Origin of the sequence: Mycobacterium sp. GA-1841, assembly GCF_001954135.1 — a bacterium.
Taxonomy (GTDB): Bacteria; Actinomycetota; Actinomycetes; order Mycobacteriales; family Mycobacteriaceae; genus Mycobacterium.
Genome location: NZ_MBEQ01000070.1, coordinates 101572 through 116334, shown reverse-complemented (window position 1 = coordinate 116334; position 14763 = coordinate 101572). Strand labels below are relative to the sequence as shown.

The 14763-nt window shown below is 63.1% G+C and carries 17 protein-coding genes; 13 read left to right on the top strand and 4 right to left on the bottom strand.

Annotated features, from left to right (window positions below; all coding sequences use genetic code 11):
- Window positions 1-61: 61 nt before the first annotated feature.
- From A5740_RS17085 to A5740_RS17055, 7 genes are all read left to right on the top strand, one after another.
- Window positions 62-355: a PE family protein gene (locus A5740_RS17085; RefSeq protein WP_076195814.1), complete on the top strand. Its 294-nt coding sequence runs from the start codon at window positions 62-64 to the stop codon at window positions 353-355.
- Between the two features lie 41 nt (window positions 356-396).
- On the top strand, window positions 397-1722 hold the full coding sequence (locus tag A5740_RS17080) for a PPE family protein (protein WP_076195812.1): 1326 nt from the start codon (window positions 397-399) through the stop codon (window positions 1720-1722).
- A gap of 92 nt (window positions 1723-1814) precedes the next feature.
- Entirely contained in the window at window positions 1815-2117 is a 303-nt protein-coding gene (locus tag A5740_RS17075; protein WP_076195810.1) for a WXG100 family type VII secretion target, read from the top strand.
- A 32-nt stretch (window positions 2118-2149) separates the two neighbouring features.
- Entirely contained in the window at window positions 2150-2437 is a 288-nt protein-coding gene (locus A5740_RS17070) for a WXG100 family type VII secretion target (RefSeq protein WP_076195808.1), read from the top strand.
- 130 nt (window positions 2438-2567) lie between these two features.
- Entirely contained in the window at window positions 2568-3992 is a 1425-nt protein-coding gene (locus A5740_RS17065) for a MinD/ParA family protein (protein WP_076195806.1), read from the top strand.
- Window positions 3989-5521: a type VII secretion integral membrane protein EccD gene (eccD, locus tag A5740_RS17060; RefSeq protein WP_076195804.1), complete on the top strand. Its 1533-nt coding sequence runs from the start codon at window positions 3989-3991 to the stop codon at window positions 5519-5521. The genes A5740_RS17065 and eccD overlap by 4 nt, the downstream gene beginning before the upstream one ends.
- An 83-nt stretch (window positions 5522-5604) precedes the next feature.
- Window positions 5605-5943 carry a DUF4333 domain-containing protein gene (locus A5740_RS17055; RefSeq protein WP_076195802.1) on the top strand — a complete coding sequence of 113 codons (339 nt, stop codon included), beginning with the start codon at window positions 5605-5607 and terminating at the stop codon, window positions 5941-5943.
- 55 nt (window positions 5944-5998) lie between these two features.
- Here the strand turns inward: A5740_RS17055 and A5740_RS17050 are convergent, their stop codons facing one another.
- From A5740_RS17050 to A5740_RS17040, 4 genes are all read right to left on the bottom strand, one after another.
- Complete coding sequence (locus A5740_RS17050; RefSeq protein WP_139335180.1) at window positions 5999-6463, bottom strand: hypothetical protein; 465 nt, start codon at window positions 6461-6463, stop codon at window positions 5999-6001.
- Complete coding sequence (locus A5740_RS28440) at window positions 6460-6915, bottom strand: hypothetical protein (RefSeq protein ID WP_139335179.1); 456 nt, start codon at window positions 6913-6915, stop codon at window positions 6460-6462. The genes A5740_RS17050 and A5740_RS28440 overlap by 4 nt, the downstream gene beginning before the upstream one ends.
- Window positions 6916-7142: 227 nt before the next feature.
- Window positions 7143-7601: a hypothetical protein gene (locus tag A5740_RS17045; RefSeq protein WP_076195798.1), complete on the bottom strand. Its 459-nt coding sequence runs from the start codon at window positions 7599-7601 to the stop codon at window positions 7143-7145.
- Window position 7602: 1 nt separating this feature from the next.
- Window positions 7603-8043, bottom strand: a complete 441-nt coding sequence (locus A5740_RS17040; RefSeq protein WP_076195796.1) for a hypothetical protein — start codon at window positions 8041-8043, stop codon at window positions 7603-7605.
- A 112-nt stretch (window positions 8044-8155) separates the two neighbouring features.
- Between A5740_RS17040 and A5740_RS17035 the strand changes: the two genes are divergently transcribed.
- The 6 genes from A5740_RS17035 to A5740_RS29145 all read left to right on the top strand — a co-directional run bounded on the left by A5740_RS17035 (window position 8156) and on the right by A5740_RS29145 (window position 14648).
- Window positions 8156-9046, top strand: a complete 891-nt coding sequence (locus tag A5740_RS17035; RefSeq protein ID WP_076195794.1) for an EspA/EspE family type VII secretion system effector — start codon at window positions 8156-8158, stop codon at window positions 9044-9046.
- Window positions 9039-9359 carry a type VII secretion target gene (locus A5740_RS17030; protein ID WP_076195792.1) on the top strand — a complete coding sequence of 107 codons (321 nt, stop codon included), beginning with the start codon at window positions 9039-9041 and terminating at the stop codon, window positions 9357-9359. The genes A5740_RS17035 and A5740_RS17030 overlap by 8 nt, the downstream gene beginning before the upstream one ends.
- Before the next feature lie 42 nt (window positions 9360-9401).
- The gene (locus tag A5740_RS28435) at window positions 9402-9986 is read left to right on the top strand and encodes a hypothetical protein (RefSeq protein WP_139335178.1); all 585 of its coding nucleotides are present in this window, start codon (window positions 9402-9404) and stop codon (window positions 9984-9986) included.
- A gap of 262 nt (window positions 9987-10248) precedes the next feature.
- Window positions 10249-11046 carry a type VII secretion target gene (locus A5740_RS17020; protein WP_076195790.1) on the top strand — a complete coding sequence of 266 codons (798 nt, stop codon included), beginning with the start codon at window positions 10249-10251 and terminating at the stop codon, window positions 11044-11046.
- Between the two features lie 33 nt (window positions 11047-11079).
- Complete coding sequence (locus A5740_RS28430; RefSeq protein ID WP_076195788.1) at window positions 11080-12288, top strand: hypothetical protein; 1209 nt, start codon at window positions 11080-11082, stop codon at window positions 12286-12288.
- Complete coding sequence (locus tag A5740_RS29145; protein ID WP_254849222.1) at window positions 12285-14648, top strand: hypothetical protein; 2364 nt, start codon at window positions 12285-12287, stop codon at window positions 14646-14648. The genes A5740_RS28430 and A5740_RS29145 overlap by 4 nt, the downstream gene beginning before the upstream one ends.
- Window positions 14649-14763 lie beyond the last annotated feature (115 nt).

Sequence of the window (14763 nt, the reverse complement as noted above, 5' to 3'; positions counted from 1 at the left end):
TGTCACGTCGGCTTTGAGTGCTTGTCCCCGTGCATTTGGAAACGAACAGGGGAGCAAGCAAATGCAACCGTTGATGCACAACCCAGGCGCCGAAGCTGTTGCAGCACAGGTGATCGCAAACGCAGCCCGTGGTCTGGCCGGTGGCACGACCGCTGCCGCGGCCGTCACCGCGCTGGTTCCGGCCGGTGTTGACGAGGTCTCGGCACTGGCTGCCATGGCCTTCGCGAGCGAGGGTGTCGAGGCTCTGACGGCGAACTCGTTCGCCCAGGAGGAACTCACCCGGGCGGGCGCTGCCTTCCAGGAGATCGCGGGTATCTACAACGCGGTCGACGCGGCCCAGGCAACCACGCTGTAACAGGTCGCGAGCAAATTCGTCAGAAATAGGGTCATCCAGCCATGGTTGCGGTTCCAGCGGTCTTGATACCGACATGGGGGGCGTTTCCCCCCGAGGTCAACACGGGACGGTTGATGCTGGGCGCCGGCCCGGCGCCGATGCTGCAGGCTGCCAGCGGCTGGGAGGCTTTGGCCCTTCTGCTGGAGACCCAGGCCGACGAGCTGGCCGCCGCGCTCAACACCCTCATGTCGGTGTGGAGCGGGACGGCCAGTGAGCGGGCCGTTTCGGCCACGACGCCGATGATCGTGTGGCTGCGCATGCTGGCGCTGCAGGCACAGAAGCGTGCGCTGCAGGCCAGTGCGCAGGCGACGTCATACACGACGGCCATGGCGGCGACACCGCAAATTCCCGAGATCGAGCAGAACCACATCACCCACGGGGTCCTGGAAGCCACCAACTTCCTCGGCATCAACACGATGCCGATCGGCCTCAACGAGATGGACTATGCGCGGATGTGGGCACTGGCGGCGACCGTGATGGAGGCGTACCACGCCGAAACCACGATGAACCTGCTGTTCGAGCCGATCATGCCGATGACGCCGATCGTGCTGCCCGGGGTCGGTGAGACGACGGCAGCAGCGGCGCTCGCGTCGACGGCGCCGCGGACGGCCCAAGGGCTGATGCGCAACGCGATCATCGAGGGCGTCAGCGCCAAGGCCACGATCGAGTCGGTGGCCCTGGTCTCCGGCAACGTCGCCGCCCAGGTGAACCACGCCGAGCAGCGAGCGGTCGGCGCGGCAGGCAAGGGTGAGAACGCCGGACGGCAGGAGCAGGATCCGTCCGAGAAGAACCCCATGCAGCAGGGCATGCAGATGGTCATGCAGATGGGGCAACAGGCCGGGCAGTTGGCGGGACAGATTCCGCAGATGCTCCAGTCGCCGATGCAGACGCTGACGCAGCCGTTGCAGCAGGTGACTCAGATGGTGAGTCAGTTCGCCGGCATGGGCGGCGGCCAGCAGGGGATGCAGTCCGGGTTGATCGGGGCGATGCCGTTCTCCAACCATCCGCTGGCCGGTGGTACGGGGCCGGCCTCGGGCGCGGGTCTGGTGCGGGCGGCGTCGCTGCCGGGCGCACTCGGATCTCCGCCGCGGACTGCGCTGTTGTCGAGCATGTTGGGCATCAGCGGTGAGGCCAAGCCGGCCCTCGGCGGGGCCTCGGGTGCGGCAGGTCCGGTGGCGCCGGTCGGTGGCGGCTCCGGAGGCGGCAGCGGGGCACCGGTGCACGCGGCCAAGAACAAAGAAGAGAAGAGCGGCGGCACGAAGGACGGGTTGGTGTCACCGACTGCACTCACCTACGACGAATCACTAGACGAGGACGACGACTGGTAAGTCGTCCACCACAAAGACTTTCCGGCCACCCGGCCGGAGGACTCGCCAATCATCACTGGTGAGGACAAAGGGAAAATAAGGGGAAATCCAACATGGCACAGATGAATACAGATGCCGCCGTCCTCGCCAAGGAGGCTGCTAATTTCGAGCGCATCTCGGGTGAGCTCAAGAGCGTCATCGCTCAGGTCGAGTCGACCGGTAGCTCCTTGGCTGCCCAGATGGTCGGCCAGGCCGGTACCGCCGCTCAGTCGGCGCTGGCACGGTTCCACGAGGCTGCTGCCAAGCAGATCCAGGAACTGAACGACATCTCGAACAACATCCACACCTCGGGTACTCAGTACACCAGCACCGATGACGATCAGGCCGGCAACCTGGCCTCGTCGATGAACATCTGACCTACTGACCTTCAAGAACGGAGACTGAAAACATGAGCGAACAGGTTTGGAATTTCGCCGGCATCGAGGGCGGCTCCGCTGAGATCCAGGGCGCCGTCGGCACCACCGCCGGGCTGCTGGACGAGGGCAAGGGCTCGCTGGCCTCGCTCGCCTCGGCGTGGGGCGGCTCGGGTTCGGAGGCCTACCAGGCCGTGCAGACCCGTTGGGACAACACCTCCAACGAGCTGAACCAGGCTCTGCAGAACCTGGCCCAGACGATCAGCGAGGCGGGGCAGACCATGTCCCAGACCGAAGCCGGCGTCACGGGAATGTTTGCCTAGTTAACGGGCAACACGCACGCATGCATTGGTGGGCGGGTAAACGGTCTATCGGGGATAGGCCGAACCCGCCCACCACTTGTGCTTGGGTGTAAAGATCTAACCATCTGTTTTGACTATCTGAGGGGTCCCCATGTCGGCCGACTATGACCGGCTCTTCCACTCGTCGGAACCGGGTAAACCGGTCGACGATGCCACCGCCATCGTGGACAGAGATGCCATCCTGAAGGCCGCCGCAGCCGCGCCGCCACCGCCCGTTCCGGTCGGGGAAACCAGTTCCACGGATGTGCCGGTGGCTCCCACCGCACCCACACAGACTCAGGCTGCCGCACAGCCGCGGCACGCGGAAACCACGCCGCAGATGCCTGCGCCGATGCCGCAGCCCCCGGCGACCGCGCCGCAGTGGCCGCAGAACTCCATGCTGCGGGCGCCGCAGCAGCAGTTCGGCCAAGGTGCGCGGCACGAGCAGGCCCGGTCCATGCCCGGTCCGGCGCCCCGCGTCGCACCCGGTCCCGCGCCCTCGCAGTTCGCCGATATCGACCCTGAGGTCAGCGGTCAGTGGCGGGCAGGACAGGCGATTCCGACCCCGGCCGCGCCCGGCCCCACCTCGGCCGCCTCGATGGGCAACCACCGTGCGATCGATGCGCTCTCGCACGTCGGGGTGAAGACCGGGGTGAAGATGCCGTCGCAGCGCGGCTGGCGTCACTGGCTCTACCTGACCACCCGGATCAACCTTGGTTTGTCGCCCGACGAGATCTACGAACTCGAACTGCACAACCGGATCCGGCGCAACGCCCGCGACTCCTACCAGATCGGTGTGTTCGGGCTGAAGGGCGGCGTCGGCAAGACCGCCGTCACCGTCGCCCTCGGATCGGCGATGGCCAAGGTCCGCGGCGACCGCATCCTGGCGATCGACGCTGACCCGGACGGCGGCAACCTGGCCGACCGGGCCGGACGTCAGTCCGCCGCCACCATCTCCGATCTGCTCGCCGATCAGGAACTGTCCCGCTACAACGACATTCGGGCCTACACGAGCATGAACGGCTCCAACCTCGAGGTGCTCTCGTCCGAGGACTACAGCGGGGCCCAGCGCGAGTTCAACGACGAGGACTGGAAGGGCGCCACCTCCGTGGTGTCGCGCTACTACAACCTGGTGCTGGCCGACTGCGGGGCGGGGCTGTTCCAGAAGTCCTCTCGCGGTGTGCTTTCCACCGTCTCGGGCATGGTCATCGTGGCCAGCGCCTCGATCGACGGGGCCCGGCAGGCCGCCATCACGATGGACTGGCTGCGCCAGAACGGATATCAGGATCTGCTCGGCCGGTCCTGCGTGGTGATCAACCATGTGACGCCGGGTAAGCCCAATGTGGATGTCGAGGATCTGGTGCAGCAATTCGAGCGCCACGTGCCCCCCGGTCGTGTCATCGTGTTGCCGTGGGACAAGCACATTGCCCAAGGCACCGAGATTCAGCTCGACCTGCTCAGCGACACGTTCCAGCGGCGCATCACCGAATTGGCCGCCGCCCTGTCCGACGATTTCGACAGGCTTGAACGGCGGTGACCGCGACTACTGCCGCCGCTGACCCCTCGAGCACGGCGCCTGGCCGGCCGTCGACCACCCGGGTCACCATCCTCACCGGTAAGAGGCTGACCGACCTGGTGTTGCCGGCCGCGGCGCCCATCGAGACTTACATCGACGAGACCGTCAGTGTGCTCGGCGATTTGCTCGAGGACACCCCGAAAGACACCCTCGCCGGGTTCGACTTCTCCGAACAGGGCATGTGGGCATTTGCCCGTCCGGGCGCTCCGCCGTTGAAGGCCGACGAGTCCCTCGACGACGCCGGCGTGGTCGACGGATCGCTACTGACCCTGGTGTCGGTCAGCCGCACCGAGCGGTACCGTCCCCTGGTCGAGGACGTGATCGACGCGATCGCGGTGCTCGACGAGTCACCGGTGTTCGACCGCAGGGCGCTGAATCGCTTTGTCGGCGTGGCCATCCCGGTGGTTTCCGCTGCCATCACCGTCATGGCGCTGGTGTCATGGGACGGCGCAGGCCAAGGCTGGTGGTGGGCGGTGGCGCTCGCACTGTTCGGGTTCGGCCTGCTCGGCGGCAGCTTCGCCGCGCAGAATCGTTACGACAACTTCGATCTGGCCGAGAGCCTGCTGCTGGCCTCGGTGATCGTGTTGGCCGGTGCCGCGGCCCTGGCCGTGCCATTGCCCTATGACGCGGATTCGCTTGGGGCACCACAACTGGCCGGCGCCGGTGCGGTGGTGTTGCTGTTGACCTTGGCCACCCGTGGTGGGCCACGTCGGCGGGCCGATGTCGCCTCATTCCTGGCCGTGTTGGCGATCGCCGTCACGGCTGCCGCGATCACCGTCGGGTATGGCGGCGCCGAATGGGTGCCCGCCGGAGCGATCGCCTTCGGGCTGGTCGTGGTGACCAACGCCGCCAAACTCACTGTGGCCGTGGCCCGTATCGCGCTTCCGCCGATCCCGGCGCCAGGTGAGTCGGTGTCCAACGATGAACTGCTCGATCCGGTGATCACGCCCGACGAGGTGGACGAGGCGTCGCCCACATGGAAGGCGATTATCGCCTCGGTGCCGGAATCGGCGGCGCGACTGCAGGAACGCAGCTTGTTGACCCGTCAACTCCTGATCGGTTTCCTTGCGGCTGGTGCCCTGATCTTGTCGGTCGGTGCGATTGCGGTTGTGGTGCAAGGGCATTTCTTCATCCACAGCATGATCGTGGCGGCCCTGGTGGCCGTGATCTGTGGCTTCCGGTCCCGGCTGTACGCCGAGCGATGGTGCTCGTGGTCGCTGCTGGCGGCTGCGATTGCCGTGCCGACCGGGGTGATGGTGCGGCTTTGCCTGTGGAATCCGGGCAACGCCTGGCTGGTGCTGGCGATCTACACGGTGCTCGGTCTGGTTGCAGTGATCGCGGTCGGTGCCACCGACGGCGTGCGCCGGGTGTCCCCGGTGACCAAACGAATTCTGGAGCTGACCGACGGTGCGGCCATCGCCGCGGTGATTCCACTGCTGCTGTGGATCGCCGGCGTGTACGACCTGCTGCGGAACTTGCGCTTGCACTGATGTTTTCGGGTCGGGGGTATCAGGGTCGCTGTGGCCCTGATACCCGTTGACTGTGGGCAATTGCCTATCAAGGGGGGAAACACATGAAGGCGACGTTGAATATTCGCGTGGTTGCCGCGGCGGCGCTGGTTGTCGCGGCCGGACTGCTCGGAGCGTGTTCTGGTCACGTCGAGATCGGGAAGACCGCCGGCGTCGACAAGGACAAGCTGGCGAAGGTCGTGAAGCAAAAACTTGAGGCGCAGGCGGGCTCCAAGGCCGATTCCGTCGTGTGTGATGACGATCTTCCGGCCAAAGTCGGTGCTACTCAGCGTTGCGTGCTGACTGTCGGCGACACCAAATATGGCGTGACTGTCACGGCCAACTCGGTCGAGGACGGCAACGTCAAGTTTGGTGCCAAGGTCGACGACGAGCCTATGGAGTAGGTGGGCTTCACGGCATGGGACATTGCCCGGGGCTGATCGTGGTGTCACCAGCAGTTCACGGCGTGCCAGGTGGCGACTGCGGACCCCTGCCTTGTGCAATCGCGTGGGTCATCGCTTGGAGCACGACGCCACGTTTAGCCAGGAAACTGGCTCCATCGCGGTCGACGCGCTGATCGCCCCTTTGTGCATCCTCGGCCTTTATAACTGGCTCACTCTGTTCGTGCTCATAGTGCGGCGGTGTCAAGCCCATTCCTGCGAGGATGTCCTCGCACCGGGCCGCTTCACCAGCCAGCTCGGGGTATGGCGCCACCCACAGCCGCTCGCCCGGCCACCGGGCCCAGAACGCCGACGAGAATGTATACAGACGGGCCCGCTTTTGATATTCCGACTTCTTGGAATACCATGCCCCCACAAAAAATATGAGCGCACATGTGATCCCGATGATCAGAATAACGGTGATCAAAAAGGGAACTGGCCCTTCAAATTGGGAGCGCAGGTCAAATTGAGCAGCAGATATCACTGGGAATTCCTCCCAGTTGCAGGCTGTCGCTCGCGCTCAGCGGCCGAGTTTAGCGCTGCTATTACGATGTCGATCCAATGATGTAATGCAGGAAGATCGCTACTGTCGGCGCCGGGTGGTTGTTCTTTCGGATTGTCTGAATCCTCAAGCACAAAAACCAACGCCCAGCACCGTTGCGCTTCCGCGCACAACTCACTGTAAGGCGCGTAGCCCAGTTGCTCCTGTGGCCAACGCGCGCGGAACTCAGCCGATCGCTTTTCCAACCGTCGACGGTAGGCGCTCGGCCGGTTGGTGAAGCACCACCACCGGAGGAACCATCCCACTAAAACCACCAATCCTGCGCCAGTGGCGACGGCGCAGATGAGGGCGATCAGGTTGGCCAATGCCTCTTCCGGAGTATCAGGCCAACTACGCCCAGACAGCGGTCCAATCGCTACAGCTACGGCCAGCATGGCGGCAGTCTAGTTGGCGTTATAACTTATGCTGGGGCGGGCTCAAAGATCGAAGCTAAACGGTAAGTACGCCGAAATTATGATCGGTTCTTGGGGCGTCAATTCCCAAATGGTCGCGGTCTTGCGCCACCGGCCACACAGACCACGGTGCTGAAGTGTCCGGCGAAGTTGGTGGCGAATTGTGCCGCTGTCGACGCTTCCGCTGATTGTCGTGTCACCCGGAGGATTCAGGACCTACCGGGCGGTGGCGGTGGACCCTTGCCTCGTGCGACCGCGTAGTTCATGGCGTTCTGCAGGGTGGCGAGAATCCCCTGGTACATGGCTTCTTCGCGTTCTACTTGCTGACGAAACTCAGCATGTATGGCTTTGGCCTGCTTTTTCGCCGACCCCCTTTTCAGGCCGAGGTTCATTCGTTTTTCTCCGACGTATCCGATGAGCTCATTGCATCGGTCAGCTTCGGCGACCAACTCGCCGTACGGCGCCATCCAGACACGATCGCCCGGCCACCGCGCCCAGAATGCCGATGAGTGGGTATACAGCCTGGCGAGGGTTCGATACGACGACCTTCTGCTGTACCAATCGAGCCCGAAGAAGAACGCAGTACCCCCGATTCCCGCTACTAGTCCGATGATTGCAAGGGGAACGGATCCTTCAATGAAGGAGCCAAGGTCGAAGTCGGCACCCATGTCACTTGAACCCTTCCGCAACGGCGGCCTGCCGATCACGGGCAGCAGCTGCGTTCAATGCAGCCACTACGATGGATATCCAATGCCGCACGGCGGCAATGTCCTTCGCACGCTTTTCGCTATCGCGGGCGACCAACATGCCCTCCTCGAGCAGAAGAAGGATCATCCAACACCGTTGCGCTTCCTTGTCCAACTCGCCGTAGGGTGCGTAGCCCAGCTGGTCAGCGGGCCAACGGACACGGAACTCCGCCGATCCCTGCTCTAGGCGCCGCCGGTACGCCGCTGGCCGGTTCGTATTGAACCACCACAAGAGCCCAGCTGCGGAGGGCAGAATTATCGCCATTAAGAGACATATAGCGATGAAGCGAGCCAATGCTTCTCCGGGAGTGTCCGGCCAGCTACGTGCCGACAGCGACATGAAAGCATCCCCCAGAACGAGCATTCCCGCAGTCTAGCTAGGTTGCGTCGAGGGACATTGTGCCAAGTGCTCAATTTGATGCACCAACGCCCCTAAACACGCTGTTAGGCTTGCCAAGTCGTGGAAATGGGGGCAAATGAGCAAGCTGGAGCACGTCCAGAAGGTCATTGAGGTCGCCTTCGCAGGAAAAGGGGCCTATGAACACTGGAACGCCAAGGATGAGGAAGACCCGGTCGATGCGGCGGTAGCCCAGGCCGGCCTTGGTGCCGATGTAATCGGCGGGGCGCAGATGATCGGCGAGTATGGCGCTAAAAAGCTATTCAAGGTTTCCCCAACCGAGTTCAGTTCGTACAAGTCACTGAAGCCAAAGATTCAAGGGTTTGGGACGCCCATCATCGGCGCGGCCCTTCTCGCGATCAACACGATGCAACTGACGTGCGGCTTCGAAGACCCAGAGACGGGCGACCGTTTCGGGAAGGGCGCCGAGCACTTCAACACCATCTCCGACAGTTTGAAGAGCGCAACACCTACCGATCTGTGGCATGGCAGAGGGGCGAATGCCTACGCCGGCGAGAACGAACGCCAGCAGGAGCGTGCCACGACGATGGGCGAGATCGACTCAGACGTACAGAGCATCATCGCCAACCAGGCAGAGCAGATCACGAGAACACGTATGGTCCTCGACATCGCGGCGACCTACCTGACCGCCTGCATCCCGGTAGCAATTGTTATCGGGAAGGTCCCGCCAACCGGGCCGGCGAACCAGATGGCGTTCGAACTTAGTGCGGTCGGCATAGCGATGCCTCCAGCATTCGGCGCGGTTACGACGATGCAATACCTGGCGATGGACAACGCGCAGAAGTTCCGAACAGCCGCCAACGCCTACCAAGAGGTCGCAGTGGGGGCCAAGCCGGCCGGAGCGCCACCAGCATTCATGTCGCCACCAAGTGGCAACACAACGTCCACCCCGTGGAGCCCGTCCGGCGGCACGTCGACAGGAACTGGAGAGGGATCGATAGATGTCTGACGGCATACTCGGAGTCACCGCCCCCTACGTCTTGGAACTATCCGGCCGCCAACGCGCTGCGGAAGGCTCCATCAGGGTCGGAGCGACTATTACCGACGGTGTCAGCGAAGCCATGCTGGTGAACCACGGCGTGATCTGTGTGACCAGCATCGCTGCACTGGCCCAGGCAAATGCGGCCCGCGAGGCGGCGTGCGCCGCGATGGCGTCAGTGTCCAACGCCATGTCGGAGAAGCTTAATGTCGCAGCAACGCAGTATCAGAGCACCGATGCTCGATCCGGAGCCGACCTCGGAAAGCAGATGCATCCGCGATGATCGGGTATTCAGTGGCTAGACCGGAACAGGTATGACTGACGTATGACGCCTCACGGGCCGGACGACTGGGACGACATCGACGACAATGGCCTCGCCGCTATTGACTTTGACACCCCCGCCTTTGATGACAGTTCAACCGACCTCGACGCTCTCCCGGATTACCGGACCAACGAGGACGTCGACCACGGCACTGGCCTCGACGCGGTCCATGACTATGCCAACTACGAAGCCGAAGAAGTCGAGGACGACGGCTTCGGTGTTATCGATAGCGAAGCCGAGGCTGAGGACGCGGAGCCGGTTCCGGTGGTACAGGCCATCAATCCACCGGGCAGTGTCACCGTCACGGCGTATCTCAATGGCTCGGTTGCTCGGGTGGATCTAGACCCGAAGGTGACCACGCTGACCGAGGCCCAATTGGCTGACGAGGTCCGGTTCGTGGCCGGCGTGGCCGCCAAGCGCGCAACAGCCGTGATGCACATCGGCGTCGTCAACATGCTTGTCGAACAGGGCATGGACTTCCGTGAGGCACGGGACTTCGTCGGTACCAACATGCCCTACGCGACCCCCGAACAGGCCGGTGAAGCAGAACTGGCACTCATCGCGCGCCACTCCGAACACCACCACTGACTCGCTGTATACGAGGCAACCCAGACGAATTGCAGGAGTAGTGAGGTAACTGGTGCGGTGAGCACTGACCTCTATAATTTCGTGCCCTAGACCTGCTCCGGCCTCGGGTAGCATTTTTCTGGACTAGTGGTAGAGGGGCCCATGGCGGTCGCCGCTGAAATGATGTGTTTTGGCGGCCGCGCCGCGCCGCGCCGCTGGACCTTACGTCCGGCGGTTGGTGCGTGGCAGTGGGTTCCTCGCGTCTACTTGATGGGGGTGTCTGATGACCGAGATGCGGGTCAACGTCGCAGAACTGCGGGCGGGTAGTTTGGGCTTCAAGGACGCTGCCGACGCGCTCCCAGATGCACCAAGTGCGTTCCCGTCGCTTGGTGAAGATCGATTGGCGCAGGCGCTGACGAGTCGCACGAACGAAATCGAAGCGCCGTTGCATCAGTCGTTGCCAACCACCAGGAATGACGCGCGAACGACTGCATCCAATATCGGCGTGGCAGCTGATCGGTATGAGCAGACCGATCAGCAGGCGCACACCGATCTCAAAGCTCGTTTGGCCGAGTTCGATTCGCAGTTCGGCACGTCAAGCGGGAGTGCCGGCGGCGGGGCGACGGACGCAATGAGTCAGTTCGGTCAGATGATGCAGATGCCGATGCAGATGGCGCAGCAATTGGGTCAAATACCCATGCAGATGGCTCAGCAGTTGGGGCAGATTCCACAGACGATCATGCAGGGCGTGCAGCAGCTTGGTCAGATGGGCGGTGGTTTCGGCCAAGGCGGTGCTGGCGGAGCAGAGGGTTCGGGGACCGGTGCCACTGGGCCGAAGCCAGATACTGAGCAGTCCGCCGCCCCGGATGACGAGAATCGCGACGACCGGGGTGAGCGCGACGACCGGGACGAGCGGAAGGATTCGGATGAGCAGCGAGAGGGCGCGGCCGCACCCGACGGTGCCGCGGAGCGAGCTCCGGTAGCCGAATCGCCGGCGGCTCCTGCACCCTCTGGCCCGACGGTAGAGGCTGCGCCCGTCCAGCAGCCGCGGCCGCCGGTTGATCCTTCAGTGTTGTTGTGACCGTTTAAGTGCTCTTGACGTGAAGGTTTGGTGATGACGCTTCCTCCCCAGGGTCCGTATGGTCCACAGCCCTCCGAGGGTGGTGGACCGCAATGGGGTGGGCCACCACAAGGTCCTGGTGCCCAGCAGCCATACGCTGGTGGTCCGGCCGGACATCCGCAGGGTGGCACGCAGTACGGGCAGCCTGGAGCGCCCTGGCCACAGCAGTCGTGGGGAGGGGGCCCTCCGCCGCCGTCGAATAACGGTGGTGGCAAGGGTAAGTGGATCCTGATCGGTCTGGCGCTCATCGCCGTCATTGCTCTCAGCGTTGTCGGCACTGTTCTCATCCTCCGCCCCGATTCAAGTGGGGGTAACGGCCCGTCCAACACCGCAAACGGTGCTTCCGAATTCGCTAGTGCCAATGACACCGGACCGGCGAACATCATCACCGAAGATCCGACCTGTGAAGCTTGGGGAAAAGTCTCGTCCGGGCTTGATGCGGCGGTGCCTGAATGGAATAAACAGGATTACTCGATTCCAGCTACTGATTGGACGCCGCAACAGCGGGAAATATTTGAAAACGAAAGCACTGCGTTGACCGACGCGATACCGAAGCTGGAAAACCTAGCTAAACAGACACCGCACCGGGCAATGCGTCAGATCTACCTTCAGGCACGCGCGTACGCCCAGAAAACCGTTGGTGTTATTGCCAATTACGCGGCCACTGATAAGCCCACCGTAGCAGCGTTTAACCAATTTTTCACTGTTCTGAACAGAGTGTGTGACGCTATCTATTACCGCGGGGCGCAACAAACAGCGCCCCTAATTTCCGCTCCGCGGCCTCCGTCGTCAAGTTCCTCCGAGGATGGGAGCGGTGACGCTCTCGTTATGGACGGATTCCTCGCGGTTGACGACAGCGGTTGTTCTAATTGGACCAATATGGTCGAGCGTTTTGATAAGGACAGTCGCACAGAAGCTTGGGGCGACCTTGATCCGCAGATTCGTGCCACAGAGTGGACCCCTGAGAACAAGGCGGTAATCGACGCGGTTGTACCGGTTTTGACGGAGTATGCCGATAATATGGAACGGGCAGGACGCGAAAGTGGCAATGCCGTCTGGGAAGATCTAGCGGTCACTGCGGCGCAGTATATGCGAGCCTACGTCCAGGCTATTCCGACCTTCACGCCTAATGTCGGCTATATGCCGCTGACCTCGACGACGTTGGCCAACGCGATCAATTGGGCATGTAAGGCCCAGTCATGAGTGCGATCGCACCCTCATCTCCTGGGCCCGTACTGATCGACGAACTTTCAGACTTAAGCGTGGTAATGGGCGGCGGGTCCATCGCGAAGCCCAGTGGGCCCTACGCCGACATCATGGTAGGACCAGGTGCTTGGCCGGACTTCGATGAATCAGAATTCACCACGCGCGAAGGGATTCTGAGTGCGCTGAAGTCGGCGGCCGCTACAGCGCGAGAAAACTGGAATGCGGTGCGTGCCTGCATATTTAATGGTCCTCTTGTATGGGTCGGTGGCAGCGCCACGGCCGCAGCTGCGAAAGCAGAGGAACACAGCAACGCTATGCAGGAGATCGAGAAGCAGTTCACCGATGCGATTGAATGGTGTGGAACTGCGTTCTTGACAACAAGGATGGCAAAGAAGGCCATCGCTGACTACGTCGAGACGCAAGTTCAAGCAATTAATGACCTTTTGAACAAGGCCAAAGAAAAGGATGCGGACGCTGACGAGGCGGCGCAAGCGGCGGAAAATATTGCCAAGTTAGCCTACGCCGCCAATAAACAGTTTTTGGACGGCTTGGCCAGTAGCCTGAGCGGGAGGGCCGAAACAGCTGGCGACGCGCAGCCCGATGATGGTCATGCCGCGCCGCTTGATACCAACTCTGGTGCGCCCGGACCCACGCATGCCGACAGTAAAGGATCGGGATCAAAGCCTCAGGGGCCGACATCGCAAACGGACAATCTTCGCGACAAGGAACCCGGGTCCGAGCAGCAAGAAGACCGACCCTCCAATGAGGCTGAGCGTGGGGGTGGAGGCGACGCGCCGCTGAATACCCTCAAGGCGGATGCGGATGTTTCTGAAGGTGTCGGTCGGGAGGGCGGTGGTGAGGGCGGAGGTGATGCGCCGCTGAATACCCTCAACACGGGGGCAGATGTTTCTCAAGGTTTCAGCGGGGACGCGCCGGGCCTATTCTCGCCTGGTATCGGCCAGACCAGCACCGGCACGAAACCGCCCACAAGTCCGGCGCCTCCATCTATCCCCACAGCGCCGAGCGCTCCAAGCCTCGGTGGAGCTGGGGGCGGGTCCAGCGCCGCTAGCGCAGCAAGCGGCCCATTGAGCAGTGCCGCATCCGCTGCATCGGGCGCAGGCAGTGGGCTGGATCCGTCGCAGGCAGCAGCAGGCGCTGAGGCGCTCGCCGGCCGTGCGCCCGTAGATCCGATACAGCAATTTTCGCAGGGGCTTGCGGATTCAGCCGGCACGCCGGTTCACAGCGCGTCCGCGGGTGGCAGTGCGCCACCTCCGCTGGCCCCGTCTCCGACGGTGCCGGCCGGCGACACCATGTCGCCAGCCAGCACAGGTGCTGCGACGTCCGTCAGCAGTGCACAGGCACCTGCTGCGCCGGTGCAGGCTCCGGCATCAGGCGGCGGGATGGGCATGGGTGGCGGAATGCCGATGGGATCGCCGCCGTTGGGTCCGCCGCCGACAGCGCCTCCTGCCGCACCGGTTCCGCCGCCGACGGCAGCTGCTCCGCCTCCCGGACCCGTGCAGCCGGCGACCATCGCCGGCGGCGCCCAGGTTGCGCCTATTCCGGTGTCGGCCGCGCGGGCTGAACGCGATGCCGCACAGAACGCAGCGAAGCGGACCGGCTCGGGTCCCTTGGAATTGGCCCGTAGGATCGCTGCGGCGCTCAACGCTCCTGATATGGCCAACGTCGAAGATTTCAACTTCTTCTGGATCACGGCGGTCACCGTGGACGGGCGAATCGCGGTGGCCAACAACTACGGGTTGGGTTACTTCCCCGCGCAAGTCAATCTGCCCGATCAGGTGGTAATGGTCTCCGCAGATGAGTCGATCTCGCCTGCCGAGCGCGCCACCTGGGCCACGTATCCGATTCTGGCAGTGCAGCGTTGGGCGCAGGAGAATGACACGACCTTGCGAGCGGTGATTGCGCTTGAGCACCAGTTCACCAACGCCGATTCCGGCGTGCACCAGGAAGTTTTGGCGCCCGAGGACATTCCGGCGAAAGGGAAGATGGCTGGCCGTGACCGTCTGCAGGTGATATCCCCGCAGATCAGCGGTCGACTGGCGCAAATCGGTGATGGCGACCTGGTGAAGATTCTTCCGCCGGCGCCGGTTGATTCGAATCCGCCCGAGGACCGCCGATCGCACCTGTGGGACAAGGTGTGGCAGCCGTTGTTCAGCGGCGCCTCCAACCGCGGACAGGTGCACCTACAGGCATTCTTGGCGTATGCAGCGCATGCCCAGGAGTGGGCCGTCTATGAGGCACACGCCGTCGGGGACGGACCCGGGCAACGTCGGGCCGTCGCCGACTTCATCTACTGGCAGCACATCGGACAGCTGGTTGCTGACGCGATCGCGGAGTAGATTGCGACTGTTCGCGCCAGGATTGACGGCATCTAGCAAAGCCATGCGAAGCACGGTCGGCTGAGGTCGAGCGGACAGAAAGTGCCGCATTGCATGCCCCTGACGGGCCCTTATG